We start from the raw sequence: 24595 nt of genomic DNA, 5'->3' as shown, positions 1-24595 counted from the left end.
CCAGACGCTACCCACCGATCGCGATCGCGAAGATGTGCATCGTGGGGACCCCGGACGCCGCCCTCGCGCTGATGTTCGGCAGGTCGACCCGGGAGACCGCCTTGTGCTGGAGCGGGAGGCCGACGAAGTAGATGGTCGCGGCCGTGTTGACCCGCTGATTCCCAGGCCGGTTCTGGTACGGCGCAACGATCGCTGCGTCTCCTTCCGGACGCGGACCGCCGAACCAGTCCGGAGTGCCAAGGGTGAACGCCTGCCTCGTTCCGTCCACGTACACCACCGTCGCCGTGCCGGAGACCGCACCGAATGTTCCCGTGGCCAGGAAGCCGAGCGTCCGTCCAGAGCCGCTGATTCTGACGGACTGCCCCGAAGCGATCACGTTGTCCGGAGTTCCGGCCGACGCAGCGGGCCAGCGGAAGTCCACACCGCCGTGGCTGACGGTCGCGCCCGGGGTGACCCCGACCTCGGCCAGCGCCTGCGCGGAGATCGATGCGCCGCCGCCGTCGAAATTTCCGACACCGGTGTTGGCGTCGTCGGTGACGCCGACGTTACTGAGGTTCTGCTCGAACGGCGTCTCCCGGCCATCCCAGAACCGCACGCTGGCCGTCGTGGACGCGGTCCAGTCCTCCCCTTCGATCCTGCCGGTCAGGACCACGTCGCCGGCGGTCCCTCCCGTCCCCGGCGTGACCGTGAAGTCGACCGTCGTCTCCGAGTCGCGCTTCACCGGCCGTAGCTTGACCTGCGGCGGCGTGACGACCCACCCGTCGGGGACCGTGACTGACACCGTCGGGCCGGGCAGTTGCTTCTCGATCGCCCGCACCGTGACCCTGACCGTCGCGGCCCGGCCCGGAGCCACCTCGGTTGGAGCCTCCATCCGTACCTTGTGCAGGGCGTAGGCGCGGTACACGTGGCCTGCCCGGCCCGGGAACTCGATGAGGTCGGGTTGAACCTTTCGGTCGTTGACTCGCCCACCCCTGGTGACATCGACCAGCTCGAAGCGCCCCGCGAACATCTGGCCGCGCGCCGTGACGGTACCTGTGCGGTCGGGCGTGATGATGTACTCGTCGGCCTGCCCGAAGCTCCAGCCCGCACCGACGGTGTAGCCGCCGCGTCCTCGCAGACCATCGATCCGCCCGCCGGGCCAGGCCGCCGGTAGTGCCGGTAGCAGGTGCAACTCGCCGTTATGGCTCTGCAGCAACATCTCCGCGATGCCCGAGGTCGCGCCGAAGTTCCCGTCGATCTGAAACGGCGGATGCAGGTCGAACATGTTCGGCGCTAGACGGGACGGCGTCACAAGATCGTTGACCAGGTCATACGCACGACGCCCCTCCTCCATCCGAGCCCAGAAGTTGATTTTCCAGGCCAACGACCAGCCCGTACCGTCGTCCCCGCGAAGCTCCAACGTCCGCCGAGCCGCGTCGAACAACTCCGGCGTCCCACGCTTGGTGATCTGGTTACTCGGATGCAGCCCGTAGAGATGTGACACGTGCCGGTGGGTCCGCTCAGTTTCCACCCAGTCATAGAGCCACTCCTGGATATTGCCCCGCGAGCCGATCTTCATCGGCGCCAACCGCTCCCGGACCGCCCGCACCTGCTCCCGGAAGACGGTGTCCACCCCGAGCACCTCACTGGCCCGAGCACACCCATCGAACAGATCCCGCAGAATCTGGTTGTCCATCGTGGGACCCGCACACACACTGACACCCGAATGATGCGGCAACTCCGGAGAGTTCGACGGATTCGTCACCAGGTGCCCAAGCCTCGGCTCCTCCACCAGCGTTTCGAGGAAGAACTGAGCCGCACCCTTCATCGCCGGATAGTTCTCCCGCAGGAACTCGATGTCACCGGTGAACTGGTAGTGATCCCAAACCATCGTCGCCAACCAGGCACCACCGGTCTGCCACATTCCCCAGAGCGCACCATCGACAACGGAGGTGGCCCGCCACGCGTCGGTGTTGTGATGGGTGACCCAGCCGCCCGCACCGTACTGCGCCTGCGCGGTACGCGCGCCCGTCACCGAGAGATCCCTGAGCATGCCGAACACCGGCCCGTAACACTCCGACAAGTTCGTCGTGTCCGCCGGCCAGTAGTTCATCGGCAGGTTCGCGTTGATCGTGTACTTCGAATCCCATGGCGGGAGCATCTGGTCATTCCAGATACCCTGCAGGTTCGCTGGCTGGGTGCCCGGCCTCGACGAAGCGATCAGCAGATATCGACCGAACTGGAACAGCAACGCCGAAAACTGCGGGTCCACGACATTCCCGTGCTGAGCGATCCGCACGTCCGTCGGCTGGTCCGCCGCGGCGGTGCGACCCAGATCGATCGTCGTACGGCCGAACAACGCCTGGTAATCCACCACGTGCCGGCGACGCAACTGGTCATAGTGCCGGTTCCGGGCCTTGTTGAGGTCCCGCCACGCGTCGCCCTGGTAATCGCCGTTGACGTTCTGGTAGTCGACGTAGCTGGATGCGATGCAGATCAACAGTGTCACGCTGTCCGCGCCGGCCACCTGGAGCGTCCCGCCGGTGCTGGTGACGCTGCCGCCTTCGACGATGGACCGGGCCAATGCCAGGAACCGGACCGAGCCGGTGACTCCTTCCTGGTTGCCGGAGACCCCGTCCAGCGCCACCGTGTGGCCGTCGGGGCTGAAGATCGTCGTACGCTGGGGGCTGTCGAACGTGGCGGTGAACGTGATCGAGCCCGGCTTGTCGGCGGTCAGCCGCATGGCGATCACCTGGTCCGGTGCGCTCGCGAGCACCTCGCGCCGGAACCGCACACCGTTCTGGAGGTACGTCACGGACGTGGTGGCGGTGGTGAGGTCGAGCTGCCGGTTGTACTCCGACACCCCGGTGCCGCCGCCGGGAAAGGTCAGCCGCAGGTTGCCGACGGGCTGGTACGCCAACTCGCCCACGGGGCTCCCGAGCATGGTCTGGTTGATGAGGTTCTGGGCCTGGCTCCACTGGTCCGCGAAGACCAACCGCTGAATCTCCGGCAGCGCCTGGGCGCCCTGCGGATTGCTGGCGTCGTACGGACCACCGGCCCAGACTGTGTCCTCGTTGAGCTGCAGCCGCTCCGTGTCGACGTTGCCGAACACCATGGCACCAAGGCGGCCGTTGCCGATCGGCAGCGCGCGCAGCCAGTCCGTGCCGGCGGACTCGTCGTACCACAGCGCCTGGTCGTTGGCGGCACGCACCTCTGGCGGTGCGACCGAGGCGGCCCGGGCGGCGGCCGTCCATGGCATCGGCAGCAGCAGAGATCCCGCTCCGGCTGCTCCGAACTTGAGCACATGCCTTCGCGTCAGGTCTGACATGTCGGTCCTCCAAAACGGACGATCGTCCTTGCCGGGGGGGGTGGACTTCGTACCATTCGCACCAGTACGGCGATGATCTGACAGCGATCAGACACAGGACAGGGTTGGCGCAGCCGTCAGTCGACGGGCGTAAGGAGCGGCAACATCGAATCTACAAAGATTTGATGTTTCGCGTCAACGCCTGTAACGAGAGCCGTCGACACTCCTCATCCGTCCTTTCGGACCTTCTGGAACATCTGAGCTTTTCCCCTGCCGGGGTCCGTCGGCGCGCTCCCGCGAGTACCCGTCGGCGGTGCCTCCGGTCGATGCCGGCACCGACCTCGGCTGAACCTGGACCGCCGCAGGCCAAGGCTGAGCGCGAGGGACCCGAGTCCGAAGGGTTCCCCGGACAGCCGAGGCTCGCGGCGACCGCCAACGCGAGCCAGCGCCGGGTCCACGCATATACATTGGATGTATACGGGCATCACTCAGATGGTCAGCTCGTTGACGGTGCGCAAGCCCGCTCCGTAGACTGCGGCAGTCATCTGATCTTTGTCCAGGAACAGGCGAGGACGTCATGCCTCAGATCACCGCCGTCACCGTCGAAGACGTTCGATTCCCCACGTCGCTCACCGCCGACGGGTCCGACGCGATGAACAAGGACGGCGACTACTCGGCGACGTACGTGGTGCTCCACACCGACGGCGCCGACACCGTAGGGGCGCCTCTCGGTGGCTACGGGCTCACGTTCACGATCGGACGCGGCAACGACATCGTCGCCGCCGCCGCCCTGCACCAGGCCAGACGCCTCGTCGGCCAGGACATCGACGCCATGGCGGCAGACATGGGAGCGGTCTACCGCCTGCTCACCTCCGACTCGCAACTGCGCTGGCTCGGCCCGGAGAAGGGTGTGGTCCACCTCTCGCTGGCAGCGGTACTGAACGCGTCGTGGGACCTGGTCGCCCGCCGAGCCGGCAAGCCACTGTGGCAACTGCTCGTCGACATGTCGCCCGAACAACTCGTCGACATCGCCGACCTCCGCTACCTCTCCGATGCCCTGACCCGTGCCGAGGCGTTGGAGATCCTCCACGCCAAGCGGGACACCAAAGCCGCCCGCGTGGCTGAGCTCGCCGCCACCGGCTACCCCGCCTACACCACCTCCGCCGGCTGGCTCGGTTACGACGACGACAAGCTGCGCCGGCTCTGCCAGGAAGCGGTCGACACCGGATACGGCTACGTCAAGTTGAAAGTCGGCGCCGATCTCGACGACGACATCCGTCGCTGCTCCATCGCCCGTGAGGTGATCGGCCCGGACCGCAAACTGATGATCGACGCCAACCAGGTGTGGGACGTCGGGCAGGCCGTCGAGTGGGTCCGGGCGCTCGCCCGCTTCGAGCCGCTGTGGATCGAGGAGCCCACCAGTCCCGATGACATCCTGGGACACGCGGCCATCCGTCGCGCCGTCGCGCCGGTCGGAGTGGCAACGGGCGAACACTGCCACAACCGGGTGATGTTCAAGCAACTGTTCCAGGCCGACGCCATCGATTTCTGCCAACTGGACACCGGCCGGCTCGCCAGCGTCAACGAGATCGTCGCCGTGTTGCTCCTGGCGGCGAAGTACGACGTACCTGTGTGTCCACACGCCGGCGGCGTCGGCCTGTGCGAGATGGTCCAACACGTGTCGATCCTCGACTACGTCGCCGTCTCCGGAGACCTGACCAATCGCGTGACCGAGTTTGTCGACCACCTGCACGAGCACTTCACCGACCCGTGCGTCGTACGTGACACCGGCTCGGGAAGCGGCTACGTGCTACCCACCGCCCCGGGATATTCCACCCGGATGCATCCAGGGTCGGTGGAGCAGTACCGCTTCCCGGACGGCGACTATTGGGCGTCCGGGGCGGGCGCGCAAACGGCTCCGGCCCTGGTTTCCGGTCATTGACAGCCGGTACGGCAGACGCTGGAGACCTATCCATCATGTCCCGGACCGACGATGTGGTGAACGGCATCAGACGGTTGATCCTCGATGGAGTGCTCCGGCCGGGTGACCGTCTGCCCATCGAGCGGACCCTCGCCGACTCGCTGGGGTCTCGCGTGGTTCGTTGCGCGAGGGGATGTCCGCCCTGTCGATCCTCGGCACCGTCAACGTCCGCCAGGGCGACGGGACCTACATCAGCGACCTCGACGCCACCCAACGATCTCCACGGCCAGCCGGCGCACCGCGGTGCGGTCGGCGAAGTCGGCCCGCAGGGCCGTGAACCGACGGCCGAGGTCCCGTACCCGGCGTTCCACCTCACTCCCACTCGACTCACGTTGGGCGGAGACACCGACGATGTCGGCACCGGCCCGGGCGAGCGCCTCGGCCATCGCCAGGCCGATACCCCGCCGGGCTCCGGTGACCACCGCTGTTCGTCCGCACAGGTCGAAGAGCGCGGTCACCGGGCATCCGCCTGCCAGTCCAGAAGAACCTTCATGACTCCTCCGCCTCCCTCCGGCGCCGCAAAGGCCGCCGCCGCGTCATCGACCGGCACGACGCGTGAGCCAGTTGCTTCGCCGGAACCGCGCCGGAGGCGACGAGTCGGATGGCCTCGACCATGTCGTCCCGCTGGTAGAAGCGCGCGCCGAGCAGTTCGAGTTCGCGCCAGAAGAACCTTGACCGGTCGCTGCTATCCGCCCGGACATCTCGTGTCCGATCACCGCGTCGGGCGCCGACCCGGGCATCCATGTCACCGTGGTAGATGTGCAGGTCTGTGCCGCAGATCCCGGTGTAGGCCACGGCGATCCGCACCTCGCCGGGCGCGGGTGACGCGGCCGGGCGATGCTCGACCCCCAAGGCGCCCTGCGCCGTGATAGACGACCGCCGTCATGAATTTTCCATCCCCACCGTCAACGCGCCGGTCATCGCGGCGACGAGATCGTCCGTCGTCACCTCGTCGGCCCGGAACCGGGCCGCCCGCCGTCCGAGGCGCAGCACCTCGATCCGGTCGGCGATGTCGAGTACCTGTGGCATGTTGTGGCTGACCAGCACCACCGACATGCCGGCGTCGCGGGCACGCCGGATGACGTCGAGCACCCGCTCGGTCTGTACGACGCCGAGCGCCGCGGTGGGCTCATCGAGGATGACGACGTTGGTCGCCCAGATGATCGCCCGAGCGACGGCCACGCACTGTCGTTGCCCGCCGGACAACATCGAGATCGGGGTGGTGACCCGAGGAATGCGGACGCCGAGTTCTCCGAGGGCCGACGTGGCACCGTGACGCATGGCCCGCTTGTCGAGCAGCCCGAGCCGTCCCAGTAGCCCGGCGCGGAGGATCTCCCGCCCCAGGTAGAGGTTCGCCGCGACGCTGAGGTCGTCGGCGACGGCGAGGTCCTGGTACACGGTCTCCACACCGGCTCGTCGGGAATCGACAGGACTGGAGAACACAACCGGGCGCCCGCCGATCCGGATCTCTCCCTGATCGGGAGCGTGTACCCCGGACAGGGTCTTGATCAGGGTGCTCTTGCCCGCGCCGTTGTCGCCGATCAGCGCCACGACCTCCGCTCTGCCGACGGTGAAGTCGGCGCCACGCAGCGCCTCGACGTGTCCGAACCGTTTCACGATGCCACGTGCCTCAAGCACCGGAGCGTCCGCGGCGGGGCCCTGCGGCCCCGCCGCTGTTACCGCGGTATCCATCAGTCGACCGGGGGGTTGTCACAGCTCGGCTCGAGCACCGCCTTGATCTCCGCGGTGTCGATGTTCGCCTTCGTCACAAACGTGACGCCGGTATCCGCCGACGCCAACGGTGCCTTGTCCCGAATGTGTCGCACCATCTTGTCCACGCCGAAGTAGCCCATCCGGAAGGGGTTCTGCACCACCAGTGCCGAAATCTGGCCGCTGCGCAGCCCGGCGACCTCGTCCGGTGCGGCGTCCCACCCGATGATCACGACCTTGCCGGTCTTGCCCGCTGCCTGCACCGCCTGGGCGGCACCGAGGACGCTGGGCTCGTTGGCCGCGAAGATGCCGGCGAGGTTCGGGTTCGCGGTGAGGATGTTCTCGGTGACCCGGCGCGCCTCATTGACGTCGCTACGGCTCGGTTGTTGTCCCACCAGCTTCAGGGCGGCGTGCTTACCGAGCCCTTCCTTGAAGCCCTCGACGCGCTGGGTGTTCGTCTGCGAACCGGGCTGGAACTCGATCAGCGCCACGTCGTGGTTACCCGGACCGAGTTCCTTGGCGAGCAGATTGGCGGCCTCGACCGCCGCCGCGCGGTTGTCTGTGGCGTACAACGGCACGTCCGCCGGCTGCGCCTCGGTACCGGAGTCGATCATCGCGACCGGGATACCGGCACCACGCGCGCGCTCGGTCGCCGGAGCGAGGGCGGCCGAGTCGGTGGCCGCGTACACGATGCCGTCGACCTTCCGGGTGATGAAGTTCTGGATCAGGTTCACCTGACCCTCGACATCGGTCTCGGCGGTGACACCGTCCCATTGCACCGTGACATCGCCGGCCCGCTTCGCGGCACATTCGGCGCCGGCACGTACCGTGTTCCAGAATTCGTGCCCGACGGCCTTCGGGGCCACCGCGAGCGTGAGCGGGCCGCTCGTGTCGTTGGTCGATCCGCCGCCTCCGTCGCGGACCTCGACGCCTCCACACCCGCTGAGTCCGAGAGCCACCGCCGCAACGGTGACCAGGATGGCGTTACCGCGCAGGCGGCGTACCAGGGGACGATGTCCCGTCGTGGCGCTGTATCGCATTGCTGTGTCCTTTCTGGGTCGGGGTCGGCCGGGGTCGGGCTGTCACCCGCGTGACTCCAGCCGTCGGCGGCGGTACTGGTCGAAGTAGACGGCGGCCCAGATGATCACACCGACGATCACCTGCTGGTAATGGATGCTGATGTCGAGCAGGACGGCCCCGTTCCGCACCAGCGCGATGAGGAAGGCGCCGATGATCGTTCCGACGATCCTGCCCTGCCCGCCGAAGAGGCTGGCCCCGCCGATGACCGCCGCCGCGATGACGTCGAGTTCCAGGGAGATGCCGTAGTTCGGCTGACCCGAATTGACCCGGGAGGCCGCGATCATGCCTCCCAGCCCCACGAGCATGCCCGCCAACACATAGACCGCCGCCAGGTGACGACCGACCGGAATGCCGGAGCGGCGAGCCGCTTCGAGATTGGACCCCATTGCGTACGTGTACTGACCGAACCGCGTCTGGGAGAGCAGGAACGCCATCCCGACCGCAACGACAGCGGTCAGCACCACAGCGAACGGAATGCCGAGGAGCTGCCCGTTTCCAAGGATCTGGAAGGACTTCGGCAGGCCGTAGACGCCGACCGCGCCGGTGATGATGAAGACGAGACCGCGTCCTGCCGACATCGTCCCGAGCGTGGCGATGAACGGCGGGATCCGGGCAGCGGTCACGAGCAATCCGTTCACCAGCCCGGCCACCGCCCCGACCGCGATCGCGACCGCCGTCGCCGCCCAGACAGAGAAGCCGAGGTCACGGACAACCATGGCACCCACCACGCCGGCGAGAGCGGCGACGGATCCCACGGAGAGGTCGATGCCCTTCGTGATGATCACCATCGTCTGCGCTGCGGCGATGATCGCTATCACCGCAGTCTGCGAGCCGATGTTGAACAGGTTGTCTGCCGTCAGAAAGTGTGGGCTGGCGAAGCTGAGCACGATGAACAGCACAACGAGTGCCGTGGCGGCGGTGAACTCCGAGACGGCGTGGGAGGCCCGCTCCCGCAGCCAGTCACCCAGCCCGCCGCGCATCTCGACGGGTTGATCGACGGCACTCATCGCCGCACCCGGCCCCTCCCAGCCGTGCTGCACGCGAGCAGCAGACCACTACCTGCATTCGGAGCAGTCACGACAACCGGCCCCCCTCAGTAGTCCGGTGGCAGGTGCGGACCCGCATGCCCGGACAAGATAGGTCAGATGTTTAGCTCGAACAGCCGATACCATGCCACGCGAACCTGCGTGTTGCCAAGGGTTTACGGGCACGTTTTGGCGGTACCGTCGAGACAGCCGGCGCAATACATCGGATCAAAATGGCGCAGGTGTCCAAACCTGGTGCTCTCAGCGCCGGACATCGCCGATCGGCCGGACGTGCGCGGCGCACGGGTGTCCACACACGACGCGCGGGCCAGGGCCTGGCGGCCCGTTCTGGTACACGCTGCCGCGCGCGTCCCTGATCAGGCGACCCCGAACCCGGCCCGACGGATTGCAGTCGCCGCCAACTCACTGCTCGGCCCTGGACGAGCCTGGGGAACGTGTCGCACATGGGCATCACCAACGGCGCGCCCGGCGCGAAAGGGCCCGATGTGGATGCGGTTCAACGGCCGCGGCGAATGGACCCTGCGGCTGGACCAATCCGCCACCAACGCGGCGGAGAGCCGGGTGCTCGCCAGGTGGGGCAGCGCCACTTCAACCCGACGGTGAGCCGCATCCAGTCGTACAACTACCAGGACCGGTACGTGCGGCACACCAACTACGACATCCGCATCGGCGTCTGCGCGGCGGATCGGCAACGGTTGCCGCGCATTGCCTCGCGCAAATGCGTTGATCGGACCAATTGTTGCGAGGCCATTGCCGAGTGCTCACCGGCGGCATAACATGATCACGGCGCGTAGCGGAGGAGCATGAAGATGCCCGACCACACCAGGCCGCCAGACAAGAGAGCCACGATCTACGATGTCGCGGCCAACGCGACGTCTCACCGACCGATGGTGCTGCCGGTACGCCTCGTGGTCCGCCGCTCGACGGACGCGCGCAACCTCGAACCCAGGTCGGGCCCGACCGCCACGGGTACGGCAGCGGCTCGCACCCAACCCGACGGCCCAACTCCCGTGAAGCCGTATCCCCGGCGACAGAAACGACAACGCGTTGCCGATTCCACGCAGCGCCAGCCGGCGTCACCAGATGACCTGCCGGGGCCGGTCGACTGACAACCCCGCCTGTCGACGCCCTCAACAGACGATGGAGGAAAGGCGATGAACCGAGGTCCGGTGCCCAGGCTGCGGCGAACTCTCATCGTGCTGGGCACGGCGCTCGCCACGATCGCGGCCACCCTCACGGTCGCCACCACGCCCGTCGCAGCGGCCGAGTCGCGGGACGACTACAGCGGCTCCGACCTGTGGCTGCGGTACGTACCGGTCAGCGACACGAAGCTGCTGCGCGACTACCGCCGGACGGCCACGGCGATCGTGGTGGAAAACGCCGAGGCCAACCAGGTCCACCGGCACACCCCACACCTCGCCATGGCGCCAGGGTCCAGCGAACAGCTGGTCGAGACCACGCTCGGCGCGGCCCGCGACGAACTGGTACGCGGACTGGGTGGGTTGCTCGACCAACCGGTACCCGTGACGACGGTCGACGGCGACAACATCCCGGACGGTTCGGTCATGGTGGGCACGCCAACGAGTTCGCCGCTGGTGGACCGCGTCACTTCCGCCCGCGACCTGGCCGAGATCGGCGACGAGGGCTACCTCATCCGCTCGGTGTCCAGAGGAAAGGCAAGGTTCACCGTCATCGCCGGCAACACGGACCTCGGCGCACTGTACGGGACCTTCGCCTTCCTTCGGCTCATGCAGACGCAGAAGCCCATCGAACACCTCCACATCTCGGAGTCACCGAAGATCAAGCATCGGCTGCTGAACAACTGGGAGACCGAGCGCCTCTACGCTGGCAACAACGCCTCCGGACTGGGTGGGTTGAACGGGGAGAGCGGGGCGATCTTCAACTTCGCCGCGACCGGAGCCAGCACCGACCGGAACCTGCCCGTCATCCTCGACCGCTACATCGTCGTGGCGCGGGCGTTGGCGTCCCTCGGCATCAACGGCATCACCATCAACAACGTCAATGCCGACAACGCCTATCTGACGAGCAGCTACATCGCGCAGGAGGCGGCCCTCGCCGATGCCCTTCGCCCGTACGGCATCAAGCTGGGCCTGTCGATCCGCTACACCGCGCCCACGGACGGCCGGTTCGCGCCGGACACGCTGACCAACAGCCAACTCGACCCCTACGGGGCCGATTTCCGGGGCTGGTGGAACCGCCGGGCCCAGCAGATCCAGACCGCCATCCCGGATTTCATGGGCCTCACCGTGAAGGCCAACTCGGAAGGCCAGCCGGGGCCGCAGGACTTCGGGTACGACCACGGCGACGGCGCCAACGCCATCGCCGCCGCGGTCGCGCCGCTGGGCATGACCGTCCACTGGCGGACGTTCGTCTACAACGCCGAGGTCGACAACGACCGGCTCAAGCGGGCCTATCTGGAGTTCGGACCGATCGATGACGAGGTCCAACCAGATGGCGCCAGGGGGCGTTTCGCCGACAATGTGTTCCTCCAGACCAAGAACGGGCCGCTCGACTTCCAGGCACGGGAGCCCATCCACCCGATGTTCGGCCGGATGGAGAACACCAACCAGGCCCTGGAACTCCAGATCACACAGGAGTACACGGGCCAGAACTGGATGCTGGCCTACCTCGGCCCCATGTACGAGGAGATCGTCAAGACCGACACGTACGCGACCGACGAGAACGGGAAGCTGCTGAAGAAGCGCCTGGTCGGCAACATCGTCGACGGGACCGCCCAGCACCATCCGGACACCGCCATCGTCGGCGTGGCCAACCTCGGCAACGCCGACAACCTGACCGGGCACCACTTCTCCCAGGCAAACCTCTTCGCCTTCGGCCGGCAGGCGTGGAACTGGACGCTCAGCTCGGCGGACATCGCGACCGACTGGGTCCGGATGACCTGGAGCAACGACAAGCGCGTCGTCGACACCATCCAGAAGATGATGATGGGCTCGTGGGAGGCGCTGGTCAGCTACCAGACGCCGCTGGGCATCGGCCACCAGTTCGCCGAGGGCGCCCACTACCGTCCCGATCCCGCCGACTGGGCGGGCCGCGACGACTGGAGCCCGATCTACTACAACAAGGCCGACACCGTCGGCCTGGGCTTTGACCGCTCCCCCAACGGCAGCAACCTGGCGGCCCAGTACTTCCCCCGGCTTCAGCAGCGCTACGGGGACATCGACTCGGTCCCGGAGAACCTGCTGATGTGGTTCCACCACGTGCCGTGGGGCCATCGGATGGACAACGGCCGGACGTTCTGGGACGAGCTGGTCTACCGCTACCAGATGGGCGTCCAGTACGTGACGTGGATGCGGGAGACCTGGGACGCACTCCAGCCCGACATCGACGCACGCCGGTTCGCGGAGGTACGCGCCAAACTGGCGGTCCACGAGGCGGACGCCGCCGACTGGCGGGACACCTCGGTGACCTACTGGAAGGAGTTCAGCGGGCGGGACATCCCGGTCGACGACGGCCCGCTCTCCGCGAAGATCGTCGTGAACGGGACGGAGTTCGGCGGCTTCAACCTGTCGGACAGCTCGTACACCATCCCGGTACCGGCCGGGGCGTCACCGATCATCACGAAGGTGAAGACGACCGACCGGAAGGCTCGCTACGAGATCATCTCCCAGGCGGCCGGCGTACCTGGGCAGGCGGTCGTCAAGGTCACGAAGGAGAGCTTCTTCGGCCCTCTCGTGAAGAACTACGTCTTCAACCTGGTGCGCGACACAAGGTTGACGAGCCTGAACGTCAACGGCGAGCCCCTGGCTTCCTTCGCGCCGAAGGTGCTCCACTACAGCGCCCTCACGCCGGCCGGCACCACGACCGTGCCGACGGTCACCGCTGGTGCCGCCGATCCCGCCGCCTCGGTCACGGTCGAGCAGGCGACCAGCGCCAGCGGGCAGGCTCGGATCACCGTCACGAACGGCGAGGCGTCGTCGGTCTACACCGTGGACCTGAACACCACCATCACGGGAAGCGACGAGTTCGGCTCGACCCAGCTCGGCCCGCAGTGGCAGTGGGTACGGCCGGACGAGAGCAGGTGGCGCCTGGCCGACGGATCGCTGGTCATCAGCGCCCAGCAGGGCGACCTGCAGGGCAATGCCAACACTGCGAAGAACCTGGCACTCCAGGACGTCAACGGCGACTGGACGGCCGAATCCAGGATCGTCTTCTCCCGCCCACTCGCCAACAACAACGAGCAGGGCGGCGTTCTCGGGTACGCGGACGACAACAACTACGTGAAGCTCGCCTGGGAGATGGGCAGCGCGACCGCTGCCGTCAACAGGGTCCGGATCGTCTTCCTCCGGGAGCAGAACGGCGCGTCGTCGACACTGGAGATCACCGGCGCCGACGCCCAGCGGATCGTCGGGACCGACGGCGCCATCTGGCTCCGACTCACCAAGACGGGCGACAGCTACCGCGCCTATTACTCCAGCGACGGAAGCGTCTACCGCTTCATCGGCTCCACGACCCTGAACGTCGAGCCGACGAAGGCCGGGCTCATGGCCTTCAACCGGGCGGGCACCTCCACCGATCTCGACGTCGCGTTTGACTACTTCCGGGTCGAAAGCCTGGGTGATCCGATCCGTTAGCGGGCACATCCGGCGCACGTCGATGTGCTGCTCACACGGGTGCCCGCACCCGCACCCGCCCCGGTCGGGGCAGGCTCGGGTGCGGGCACCCGTGCGGCACGGAGGTTCCGACGTTGTCAGGCTCCGCTCGCGATGGCGAAGATGTGCATGGTCGGTACGCCCGAGGCGGGCCGTGTGCTGATGTTGGGCAGCTCGATCCGGGCCACCGCCTTGTTCTGCAACGCCACACCCACCTGGTAGATGCAGGCGGGTGTGGTCGCCCGCTGGTTACCGGGCCGGTTCTGGTAGGGGTCACGATGGCTGCGGTCCCACCGGCATGTGGTCCCCCGTACCAGTCAGGGGTGCTGAGCTTGAACGTCTGGCGGGTGCCGTCGGCGTAGACCACCGTGGCGGTTCCCGGTGCCCTAGGTGCCCGTCGCGAGCAAGCGAGCGTGCGTCCGGTACCGGTCACGCTGATGGACTGGCCCGAGGCGATGGCGTTGCCGGCAACACCCGGGCTGACGTTGGACCAGCGGAAGTTCACCCCGTAGCTGGCACGGCTGGGCGGGCGCGGCGCTCGGCGTCGTACGGCTTCCCCTGGCCTGGCCTGGCGCCGGTCACCGCACGCCTGGCCGGTGGCAAGCCGTGTATCGGCACGGCAGTTGCTCAGCCGAGTCTGGTACGGGAGTGTCGCTTAGGCTGGACCTGTGATTGATCTTCAAGTGCGGACCGAGCTTGGGGACACCGTGGCGCGCGGTGATCGCGGCTTCGACTGGACCCAAGAGTTCATCGACCTCGACAGGTCCGTATATCCGCTGCTGAGCGGCGTTTGCGCGTACTTGGACACCGTCTTCAACCAGCGACAGGTCCCGATGCTGCTGGAGGAGCTGGATCGGCTACCAGAGGGCCGTGTGCTGAGTGAGGCGAGTAGGGGTGAGATCCGGAGGCTCTGCTCCATGGTCAGCGAGCGATCTCACTGCTATTTGTGGTTCGTCGGGGATTGACGGAGTGTGCACGCCGGCCTTCAGTCGGCGCTTGCTATCTGTGGTCGGGTAACCGAGTACCTGGCCACGTACATCGGTGGCAAGCCGCGAAGCGGCGCGGCAGCCGACCGCCCCAACCTCGATGGCGGCCGACCATCCTCGCGGTCGTCATGGCGCCCAAGTCGACGCGGTTGGCTGTTGGCCGGAGGTCTAACGCTCGTACGATCCGGTGGTGGATCGCGACGTGCTCATCGCTCTACTGGCCGCAGCACCGGAGCCACATCAGGCATGTATCTCTGCACTTCAGAGGGGCAGTCCGTTCCAGGTCTTCGACTCCCCCGCACCGGCGCGGCAGTTCGCTGACACCTGGCGGTGGCGAGAACAGCTCGTCCAGGACGCTGGAATCCTCACTGATGGCTGGCATCCCGGTCTTGAAGCCCTGACCGCAGCAGGAGAGCAGGCGGTACGGGTCGGAGTTGTACAGGTGCCCGACACACGTAAGCGCCTCAAGGTCTTTCTTTCGGCAGACGCCTCAACCGTCGTCGCCTGTATTGGCTGACCAAGGAACCTGTATCCCCTGTCAACCCTCCCAGCAGCAGCCCGTTACGCCGGCCGATGCCGGCCGGAGGCCGCCAGCAGGCCGAGCGCGGGCAGGCCACGCCGGGCTTGTGCGGCGCCTTGATGCAAGGAAGAACGATTCGGCAAACGACCTGAGTAACCACTCGAAACCCGACCAGCGGCCAGGGTGCGCTACCTGCTGGCGCACTTGACCGCCGTGGTCCCCAGAACGCCAAAAAGGCCGGCCCGATACCCGGACCAGCCTTCTGACCTGCTGTTCTACCTTGTCGGGACGGCCGGATTCGAACCGACGACCCCTTGACCCCCAGGACGTTTCGCTACACGTTCCCGCACGTCACGCACGCCACGCCCATGATCAAGCTGTTCCCCTGACAGCGCATCGTCCACCATCGCGCATGACGTGCGGTCCCCATATGGTCCCCGGTGTACTGGTGCGATGAGCTGCGGTGACGCACGGTTTAGGAAGTGTGGACACGGCCGGAAGCCGCACCCGTGACCCGTCTCCACCTGCCTTGCAGTGCCGGCGGGCACGTCAGGAGCTGACCGCCGTTGACCCTCGGCTGCCGCTGGAACGGGCACGCAACGGGCACGGCGGGAATCATCTGGTGCCTCGGACCATCTCAGTCCGCCCAGCCCGCTAAAAGTTCCTACCAAAATAATCTACGGTGGGTCTTTCATCCCTTGTAGAGGGACCTGAGCAGCGACCGCTCGCCGTACAGGCGCTCATTGCGCGGTCCAGGACGTCCACCATCCTCGGCGTCGAGGCCTCCTCTGACCGGAAACCCTGGGCACCCTCGACGACATCGATTCCTTCTTGCTTTTCCGCCCGCTGACGGTAATATCTCCATGTTTTGGCCTGCAGCGGGGAGGAAGACCCAAATGAGATGGAAGATACCGGCCGGCGGCCTAATGGCGCTGGTCTTTCTGATTCCGGCGGCACCGGCAGTGGCCCAAACCGAACCGCCTGGGCTCAACGAGGCCTGCCAAACGGTCGAGCGCAAGGTGTACAAGGATATCCGCGAGCTTGTCACCATCGACCTGGGTACCGCCACCAATGTAGAGGTGCGCGTGTTGGCCAACCAGATCCTGGCTGCGGCAAACGCCGACTCGTTGTCCATTTCGCCTCGCGTAATACAGGAGCGACTGGACGGCACCGCGGATGATCTGCGCGAATTCCTCAAGGCGGACGTGCAGAAGGCTTGGTCAACGGATCTGCGAATCACGGTAGTCCGGACGTTGACGGGCGCTGATACCAACGTGAAGGCGGCCGCACGAAAGGTCCTCGACAACGGAGCCATCGATGCCTACCTGGCTTACCTGAACAACGGCCTGTACGCCGCGCGTGCGCTTGACTGCGCGTCTCAACCCACACCGACACCAACGTCTCAGCCCACACCGACACCGAGCGCCACGACGACCGCCGCACCGATCCCTACTTCCTCCGCCAGCCTGGACGCTCCCGGCGGCGAGGGCGGTGGGCTGCCCGTGACCGGTGCCGAGACCGCGACTGTGGCCGGCATTGGCGGTGCTCTTCTGCTCCTCGGTTGGGCGGGCTACCTGATCGGACGCCGGCGCCGTTCCCGCTTCGTGGCATAGCTGACTCGACGCGCCCGGCTCGATGCTTCGTCGGGCTGGGCGCGATCAGCGCTGTGCTTGGCGAGGTTCGTCGCGGCCCGAAGGCGTGTTGCCAGCTTCGAAAGCAAGCCGCAACGTACGCGGGCCGACGAACGCCCACCTCGTCGCCGTGCTGCGCGCCGGTGGCCGGCGGCAATCCCCGCACCGCCGAGGGAATCGTGAGAATGACGGAAACGCTTTGGAACGCTCAACGCTCGCGTCACGGTGGAGGACTGAACTCGCGACGCCAGAACCAGGACGAGGCAGAGGCTGCGGTCAACCTGGCGGTATTCCTGGTTCAGTGGCTATTCCTGGTTCAGTCGGCTCCCCACGGTGTGCTGCGGAAGGCTTAGGCAGGCGATTCAGCTTGGACGACCCGGAAGGCCCTGACCGGCACCAACAGCAGCCGACGTGGGCCTAGACCCGGAGGCCATTGCACGTACTCTGCATCTCCGCAACGGGTTCAAGGTTTCCAACATGAGCCCTGGAGGTTCAGTGCAAGACGGCCCGTACTATGTCGTCCAACGATCCGCCTTCACCGCCCGCTTCCTCATCGGCGGCGAACCCTCAGAAACAGCAACTAACGCCGACGTTCACGTCGAACTGCCCGACGGTACGGTCCGCTACGTCACCTTCTTCACGCTGCCTGCGATCGAACGCGTACTGCGACGACACTGGGACACTGGCGAGACGGGCGGCGGAGCGTACTTCTGGTCTAAAGACCTGGTGATCGTGCCGGAGGCCGGCGTTCCGGCGATGGTCCGAGCCGTTGAAGAGCTGGTCCGTTCCGGAGACATCGAGGCCGCCTGTCAGGCCCTCCCGCGCTAGGGCAGCACCGGGTAGCAAGCCTCCTCGACACCTAGAATTTGGAAAATCGAGGACCATGGCCGTGACATGTCCGGAACGCCTGTAACGGCGCTGTGTGTGTTGACCCGTGGAACCCGCCCGTGACCGCAGAAGGCGGCGGCTACTGGCCTACACCGGGGTCGCCGTTCAGCGTCCACACCGTGAACCGCGTTTCCCAGCTCCCCGGGTGGGTGGTCCGGCTTCCGTCGTCGTGCTCGATCCTGAGCCCGCTTGGCTCGGTGCGGTAGCGCTCGCCTGCCTGGACAAAAACTGAGGGCCGCAGGACGAGCCAGTGGCAACGCCCGACTCTCAGCTCATCCATGAGCAGCATGCGTTTCGCGCGCTGCCACTCGCCCCAGCGTTGATCTCCTGCCATGCCACCAGTAGAGCATTCGCGACGCCTCACAACTGCCCCGTCGACCTACCCTCAGGGACCGGCCTTGCCCCACAATGCCGCCCTACCTGACGAGGCTCAGTGGCGCCTGCTAAGCGTTCGGATGAACGGCCTGCGGCAAGCTGGCTGCACTGCGACCGGATGAAGTTCGGGCAGGTACGGCGATCATGTCGCAAACCCGGGCCGGACGCTGTGGAGCGGGCGACGAGAATCAAACCCGCGTAAACAGTTTGGAAGATCGTTGTCGGCTGTCCGATTCTGTCCGTTGTGCCTGGTCAGCGGCGGGGCGGTGGTGACCGTGCCTGCCCGCTGGTGGCCGTCTACGACGCGGGCTTATGGCACGTGGCTGGCACGGCTCGGCGGGCGCGGCTGGCCGGCGTCGTACGGCCTCCCGCCCCGGCCCTCGGGTCGGGGCGGCTTTGCGTGGCGCCGGCTCACCGCGGCTGGTACCCCGTATCTCGGTGCCGCAGCGGCGCGGCAGCGATCGCCCCGCTCTCGACGGCAGCCGTCCACCCCTCGCGATCGTCACGGCCTCATGCCTGGTGCCCTGGAATGCGATCCGTGGGAGGATCTAACGATGCTGACCGTACGAAAGAGCCATGGCGCGTAGGTCCCCAGGCGCATCCCGTGCTGCCCTTCGCCCGCGTACACGGCCGGGAGAACGAATCGCTGTCGTCCCTGGTATTCCTAACCGCGGCCTGTCCGAGATCGCTCGGTTTGAGCGGGCACGTCTGCATCCTGGAGCCGTCGTCGAGGCGTTACAGGGCTGGGAGTCGTTTGTCCGTGCGTCTCGGCGACAACGGGAAGAGATCCGTGGTTGTGGCCAGCTCTCGTGCTGCCCGGATCCGCTCGACCAGCGTCGAGTCTTGGAGCTTGCCATACACGCTCTGCCGCCGGTTGCGGCTCGGGTCCTCCGGCGACGCACGGATGAGCTGGACTCGTGCATCGCCGACTGGGATGAACTACTGGATCCGTAACTCGTGCTGCCGTGCCGGCTGAACAGGCGATACGACGGTGGCGTTCAGCGAGAGTTGGAACTAGCCATAGGAGGCCAGTGAACGAGCAGGTCGAGGCGGTGGCTCGGCTGTGGGAGGCCCATCTGCGGGCTAAGTTTCCAGCGCGTCTACGGAGTGCGGAGCTGGATGAGATGGACATGGTGATGCTCGATGCGGACATCGCGGGCTGTGTCAGCACCTGGCTTCGTAGCCGAGGCAACCTGGACGATCAACGCCGGAGTGTTCTCACACTCTGCGTGGCCGACCTCGCCCGTGTACTACCTACCCTGGTCGGCCATCATGAGCGCATGTACTACGGCCGGCTGCACGCGATGGCTGTGGCGACGCTCAACATGCCGCAGTAGCTGGTCTCATCGCCGTCGTCTGCACGTCCACGGGTCAGATCCGATCTATTGCCGTACGGCTTGCCCACACCGACCGGAGACTGCCACCAGACAGGCTCGGTCCATCGCGCTACGGTCCACCCATGCGGGTTCTCGCGCGCGTCACCGAGGTCATCTGTAGCGAGGTCGATGCCGTCCTGACGCTGTCCTTACGTGATGGGCTGGACCGGGTGGTCGAGTTCCTGTTCTGGTACGACTTCGATGCCCACGAGGTGATCAACGGCGACGGTGTGGTCGTCTACGGAGCGGTGAGTTCGTGGCGGCTAACCCGCCGGGACCTGTATCTGGAGTACAGCGCACGCTCTGCGGCCAGGCTGGGATTCCCTCGACTTCACCACCTTCGGCTTGACCTGTCCGATGAGCAGTTCGCCGAGGTACGCGCTGCCCTGGTCGAGATCATCGGGGTCGAGTGCCACGTGATCGAGGACTGAACCTCGGCCTGCTGCGCGGGCCGATGCCGGCCGGAGGCCGCCAGCAGGCCGAGCGCGAGCGGGCGCGCCGCGCTTGCGCGGCGCCTTGATGCGAAGAAAGAACGATTCGGCAAACGACCTGAGTAACCACTCGAAACCCGACCAGCGGCCACCTGCTGGCGCACTTGACCGCCATGGTCCCCAGAACGCCAAAAAGGCCGGCCCGATATTCCGGACCAGCCTTCTGACCTGCTGTTCTACCTTGTCGGGACGGCCGGATTCGAACCGACGACCCCTTGACCCCCAGGACGTTTCGCTACACGTTCCCGCACGTCACGCACGCCACGCCCATGATCAAGCTGTTCCCCTGACAGCGCATCGTCCACCATCGCGCATGACGTGCGGTCCCCATATGGTCCCCGGTGTACTGGTGCGATGAGCTGCGGTGACGCACGGTTTAGGAAGTGTGGACACGGGCGGAAGCCGCTCGGCAGCGGCCTGGCTTGACCTGCGTCGCCACGCTGGCTGTCACGTCCAGGAGCTGACCGCCGTTGACCCTCGGCTCCCGTCCCATTGGGCACGGAGCGGGCACGCCCTGCCCCTGCGGTCGCCTGCATTGCTGGCTCTCCTGCTGTACGCGCCTCTCGGATCACTGATCTCCTGCCGGCCCTCGCTCCGGCTGGTCGGGCAGTGGAGTACAGGTGCTTTCGCCGGTTCTCAGGTACCAGAGCACCTGATCGGACGCTGGCATGGGCAACGGGTCACCGAACGAGTGGACCTCCAACTCCGCGAGCTGCCCGCTGGCAAGAAAGAGCAAGATGCCTCCGAACCACTGCCCCTCTTGATCGGGAAACTGTCCTTCTACCCGAACCGGAGTCTGTGCCGGTGAGGCGGGAAGGTTCTTGCCTTGTGGGAAGAGGTGGATGGTCCCGCATCCACATCCGCATCCGGGGCGGGCCATGACGTCTCGCGCTTGTACGCGGAGCTCCTCAACACCTGCGAAGTTGTGGCGGAGAAGTGCTTCCAGGACGCCGGCCTCGTTCGCGCTCAGGTGCCGTAGTGGCGGATCTGGCTCTGTCACGGCAGAAGCTTAGGCGCGGGCGACCGAAGCGCCTAAAGCCCATCTCCGCCGTGAGTCCGCACATCGTGGAACGGGCCTGTCCCCCGGTGTCAACACAACGATCCACCGTGCTGACACGGGGGACAGGTCTGTTCGGCTTCGCCCGGACTCACGGTGGAGGTGGGCGGCCCCCATCTCTGTCGAAGATCCCCGCCGGAGGCATGTTCTGGCACTTGGCGCGACTGTCAGGACCGGCCGGCGCGCCGGCCGATGCCGGCGCTTGCGCCGCCAGCAGGCCGAGCGCGGCCGGCGCGGCCCGCTTGCGGGCCGCCTTGATGCAAAGGAAGAACGATTCGGCAAACGACCTGAGTAACCACTCGAACCCGACCAACGGCCAAGGAGTGCTGCCTGCTGGCGCACTTGACCGCCATGGTCCCCAAAACGCCAAAAAGGCCAGCCCGATACCCGGACCAGCCTTCTGACCTGCAGTTCTACCTTGTCGGGACGGCCGGATTCGAACCGACGACCCCTTGACCCCCAGGACGTTTCGCTACACGTTCCCGCACGTCACGCACGCCACGCCCATGATCAAGCTGTTCCCCTGACAGCGCATCGTCCACCATCGCGCATGACGTGCGGTCCCCATATGGTCCCCGGTGTACTGGTGCGATGAGCTGCGGTGACGCACGGTTTAGGAAGTGTGGACACGGGCGGAAGCCGCTCGGCAGTGAGCTGGCCTGACCTGCGCCGCCACCCTGGCTGCCACGTCCGGGAGCTGACCGCCGTCGCCCATACCAACGGGCACGCAGCAGGCACGGTCGACCGAGTGGTTATTAGATCAAGTTGCTTACCTTGCCCTACCTGCCCGAACCCTGCTTGGCCTGCGGAAATCGCTCTAGACATCTCTCAGTGTCCACGGCCGAGGGTCGACCTCTTGAGGACTGGATGAGGACTGGTGGGGAGTCCCTCGGCAAGCAGGGCGCGCGCCCCCGCCAGCATGCTTCGCTCCGTCTCGTCCCGACCCTCCGGCCAGTCATCCCACACAGAAGCGAGGCCGAGCAGGTGCGAGAGTCGATCCGGCCAGCCCAAGGCTTCCCCATGACTGACGATGCAGTTGGCACCTGCAGCGGGCCCAACGCTGCCGCCCACCATCCGCGAAGCCCAATACAGCACCAGGTCCTCTGGGCAGGCGTCCTCGTCGGCGACAGCCGCACCCAGCTCTCTGGCAGCACGGACGAACAAGTCCCGCGCCTAACGCACATCGGTGCGAGAAAGCCCAGCAAGCTCCCGCAACGCCGGACTATCGACGCCCTCGGCCAGAGCCTCAGCCGCCAAGAGCGGCAGGTGCTCGCTACCTATCTCGCCGGCCATGAACCGATCGACCACAACCTGCAGGTCCCACACGGGGCCATTCTCTCCAGGCCGGGAGCCACAAGGCCACTGGCTTTCCTGGTGGGGCCCTGCACGCCGGTGGACCTGTGCACCGTCAGTTTGGAAGAGCGCAATCAACCGGTCGTGATGCCCGAAACGCCTAGTCGCGGCGGCCGATGCGGCTACGGTTCGCGCCCGCTCGTGCCCGTCCGTCCTCGTGACTACTGGCCCGTGGAAGGCCCACGGCGGTCCCCGGCGTGCGGCTTCGGCCAATCGACGACCGGGCACGCCTGTGCCCCGGAAGCGAGGCAGTGGTTGAGATCGCGGGCGTCGAGCCACGCCTGATGGGCTGCGTGGATCCTGCTCAGCCCGTCATGCTCCTGGCGCAGCGCCAGGAAGTCGTCCAAGCACTGAAACAGCGTTTCGATGGCTCGTGCATCAGTCTCGGGGTCCATGTCCCCCAGGCTCGTCGCGCCTTCCGGGTCCGTCAGCCGAAGAACCAGGTGCCACCAGACCACGTTGTTCCCGCACCCGACACGGGTCACCAGCCACTTCTGGAGGCCAGTAAGCAGGTTGAAGTCGTTGCCGTGGTTGCAGCCTTCCACGAAGGCAACGAGACTAGCGAAGTCTCCCCGGGGCATGTACATGTGCGGTCGCTTACGCACCGCCGCGAACAGCTCCCGGTAGTTCCCAATCACCAACGCATTTCACCACCCATGCGGCCCCGCTGTCCGTGCTGATCCTGCCCGCTTACTGCCGTGGTCATAGGGGCAGGAAGGCGAGTCGTGCCAGGAACGATACGGCTTGGTAGCGGATCTCCTCGTCGGGCAGTCGCAGACCGTCCAGCCTCCCCGGACGGGGACAAGGTGGAGCGCTGCGAGTGCCGAAAGCCTCGTCCATCCTGGTCACGGCCCTCTTGATTACTGAGATCAGGACGCCGGCGTAGGGTCGAGGACTCTCGGCCCGCCTGCGGCGATGATCTATGTGGAGCGCTACGCGAGGATGACTTGCTGTGCTGTTCCGACTGGCCTACCTCGGTGTGACCAACACTCTCGCGCTGCTGCGGCTGCTGCCAATGAACGACCGGGACAAGGATGCCGAGATCTTGGCGCTGCGGCACCAGGTCATGGTCCTCGAACGGCAACTGCACGGCGAGAAGGTCCGATTCACCCCCGCTGACCGGGCATGGCTCGCCGCCGTGCTGCACCGGTTACCCCGCGACGTCCTACGCAGCCTGCGGCTGCTGGTCCGCCCGGAGACCGTACTGCGCTGGCACCATGACCTGGACGCCCGCCGGCACGCCAGACTCTCCCGGCCGCGGCGATCCGGGCGGCCACGCACTGTCCGGTCGATCCGCCGGCTGGCCCTGCGCCTGGCACGCGAGAACAGCACCTGGGGATACCGCCGCATCCACGGCGAACTACTCGTCCTCGGGGTAAAGGTCGCCCCCTCCACCGTCTGGGAGATCCTCCAGCATGCCGGCGTCGACCCGACGCCCCAGCGTGCCAGCACCAGCTGGGCGACGTTCTTGCGCTCGCAGGCGCAGGCCATCATCGCGGCCGACTTCTTCGAGACCACAACGATGACCGGTGCCAGGCTGTACGTCCTGGCCGTCATCGACCACGCCACCCGCCGGGTCAGCGTCCTGGGCGCCACCGCTCATCCGACCGCCAGCTGGGTAACCCAGGCGGCCCGGAACCTGATGATGGACCTTGAGGACGCCGAATGCACGGTGAAATACCTGGTCCGGGATCGGGACGGCAAGTACCCGGCCCTGTTCGACGCGATCCTCGCCGACGCGGGGATCGCGGTCGTGCTCAGCGGGGTACGGACACCGCGCATGAACTCGATCATGGAGAGGTGGATCCAAGCCTGCCGGCATGAATTACTCGACCGGACACTAATCTGGAGCCAAGCGCACCTACTGCAAGCCCTGCGCGAGTACGAACGCCACCACAACCGGCATCGACCTCATCGGGGCATCGCGAACGCCCGACCTCTGCGTCCGCTACCCAAACCGATAACCGATCCCGCCACGCTGACACGCCTGAACGTCCACCGACGCGATCAACTCGGCGGACTCCTGCACGAATACGAGAACGCCGCTTGACCAGCGCGGACGCCATTCTCGGCACCCGCAGGGCCTCACGCAGTTGCCGTACCTGGCACCCAATTGGAGCCCGCCGTGCCGTCGGCCCACTGCCCCACTTGCGTCACCGCCCCTTCGGTGCGGAAGAATGCCCT

Annotated in this window: 17 protein-coding genes; 10 read left to right on the top strand and 7 right to left on the bottom strand. The window is 66.5% G+C overall.

Annotation, left to right across the window (positions count from 1 at the left end):
* Positions 1-7: 7 nt before the first annotated feature.
* Entirely contained in the window at positions 8-3307 is a 3300-nt protein-coding gene (locus BDK92_RS31040) for a glycosyl hydrolase family 95 catalytic domain-containing protein (RefSeq protein WP_121159936.1), read from the bottom strand.
* Positions 3308-3863: 556 nt separating this feature from the next.
* Here BDK92_RS31040 and BDK92_RS31035 point away from each other — a divergent pair.
* Positions 3864-5228 (top strand): enolase C-terminal domain-like protein, encoded by a 1365-nt coding sequence (locus BDK92_RS31035; protein ID WP_121159935.1) that lies wholly within the window; start codon positions 3864-3866, stop codon positions 5226-5228.
* 230 nt (positions 5229-5458) lie between these two features.
* Here BDK92_RS31035 and BDK92_RS40900 read toward each other — a convergent pair whose 3' ends face one another.
* From BDK92_RS40900 to BDK92_RS31005, 5 genes are read right to left on the bottom strand one after another with little or no spacing between them, the layout of a single operon-like run.
* Positions 5459-5725 (bottom strand): SDR family NAD(P)-dependent oxidoreductase, encoded by a 267-nt coding sequence (locus BDK92_RS40900; protein ID WP_121159934.1) that lies wholly within the window; start codon positions 5723-5725, stop codon positions 5459-5461.
* A gap of 31 nt (positions 5726-5756) precedes the next feature.
* Positions 5757-6119 carry an alcohol dehydrogenase catalytic domain-containing protein gene (locus BDK92_RS31020; protein WP_246017340.1) on the bottom strand — a complete coding sequence of 121 codons (363 nt, stop codon included), beginning with the start codon at positions 6117-6119 and terminating at the stop codon, positions 5757-5759.
* Positions 6120-6149: 30 nt separating this feature from the next.
* A complete protein-coding gene (locus tag BDK92_RS31015; RefSeq protein WP_246017339.1) occupies positions 6150-6905 on the bottom strand; it encodes an ATP-binding cassette domain-containing protein in 756 nt (251 codons plus the stop codon).
* 53 nt (positions 6906-6958) lie between these two features.
* The gene (locus BDK92_RS31010) at positions 6959-8017 is read right to left on the bottom strand and encodes an ABC transporter substrate-binding protein (RefSeq protein ID WP_121159932.1); all 1059 of its coding nucleotides are present in this window, start codon (positions 8015-8017) and stop codon (positions 6959-6961) included.
* Positions 8018-8059: 42 nt separating this feature from the next.
* Positions 8060-9064, bottom strand: coding sequence for an ABC transporter permease (locus tag BDK92_RS31005; protein WP_121162736.1), 1005 nt, complete (start codon positions 9062-9064; stop codon positions 8060-8062).
* Positions 9065-9546: 482 nt separating this feature from the next.
* Here BDK92_RS31005 and BDK92_RS38630 point away from each other — a divergent pair, with 482 nt between their 5' ends.
* The 8 genes from BDK92_RS38630 to BDK92_RS30965 all read left to right on the top strand — a co-directional run bounded on the left by BDK92_RS38630 (position 9547) and on the right by BDK92_RS30965 (position 19941).
* A complete protein-coding gene (locus tag BDK92_RS38630; RefSeq protein WP_147457175.1) occupies positions 9547-9879 on the top strand; it encodes a hypothetical protein in 333 nt (110 codons plus the stop codon).
* A 378-nt stretch (positions 9880-10257) separates the two neighbouring features.
* Entirely contained in the window at positions 10258-13716 is a 3459-nt protein-coding gene (locus BDK92_RS31000) for an alpha-glucuronidase family glycosyl hydrolase (RefSeq protein WP_121159931.1), read from the top strand.
* Positions 13717-14402: 686 nt separating this feature from the next.
* Positions 14403-14699 (top strand): hypothetical protein, encoded by a 297-nt coding sequence (locus BDK92_RS30990; RefSeq protein WP_147457174.1) that lies wholly within the window; start codon positions 14403-14405, stop codon positions 14697-14699.
* A 211-nt stretch (positions 14700-14910) separates the two neighbouring features.
* Positions 14911-15237, top strand: coding sequence for a hypothetical protein (locus BDK92_RS38625; protein WP_147457173.1), 327 nt, complete (start codon positions 14911-14913; stop codon positions 15235-15237).
* A gap of 899 nt (positions 15238-16136) precedes the next feature.
* Positions 16137-16853: an LPXTG cell wall anchor domain-containing protein gene (locus BDK92_RS30985; RefSeq protein ID WP_121159929.1), complete on the top strand. Its 717-nt coding sequence runs from the start codon at positions 16137-16139 to the stop codon at positions 16851-16853.
* A gap of 495 nt (positions 16854-17348) precedes the next feature.
* The gene (locus BDK92_RS30980; RefSeq protein WP_147457172.1) at positions 17349-17699 is read left to right on the top strand and encodes a hypothetical protein; all 351 of its coding nucleotides are present in this window, start codon (positions 17349-17351) and stop codon (positions 17697-17699) included.
* A gap of 1466 nt (positions 17700-19165) precedes the next feature.
* Entirely contained in the window at positions 19166-19471 is a 306-nt protein-coding gene (locus BDK92_RS30970; RefSeq protein WP_121159926.1) for a hypothetical protein, read from the top strand.
* A gap of 122 nt (positions 19472-19593) precedes the next feature.
* On the top strand, positions 19594-19941 hold the full coding sequence (locus tag BDK92_RS30965; protein WP_121159925.1) for a hypothetical protein: 348 nt from the start codon (positions 19594-19596) through the stop codon (positions 19939-19941).
* Positions 19942-22572: 2631 nt separating this feature from the next.
* Here BDK92_RS30965 and BDK92_RS30960 read toward each other — a convergent pair.
* Positions 22573-23049 (bottom strand): hypothetical protein, encoded by a 477-nt coding sequence (locus BDK92_RS30960; protein ID WP_147457171.1) that lies wholly within the window; start codon positions 23047-23049, stop codon positions 22573-22575.
* Positions 23050-23363: 314 nt separating this feature from the next.
* Between BDK92_RS30960 and BDK92_RS30955 the strand changes: the two genes are divergently transcribed.
* Positions 23364-24461: an integrase core domain-containing protein gene (locus tag BDK92_RS30955; RefSeq protein WP_121159923.1), complete on the top strand. Its 1098-nt coding sequence runs from the start codon at positions 23364-23366 to the stop codon at positions 24459-24461.
* Positions 24462-24595: the final 134 nt, after the last annotated feature.

Source organism: Micromonospora pisi (assembly GCF_003633685.1).
Classification (GTDB): domain Bacteria; phylum Actinomycetota; class Actinomycetes; order Mycobacteriales; family Micromonosporaceae; genus Micromonospora_G; species Micromonospora_G pisi.
This window is presented reverse-complemented; position numbering and strand designations above follow the sequence as displayed.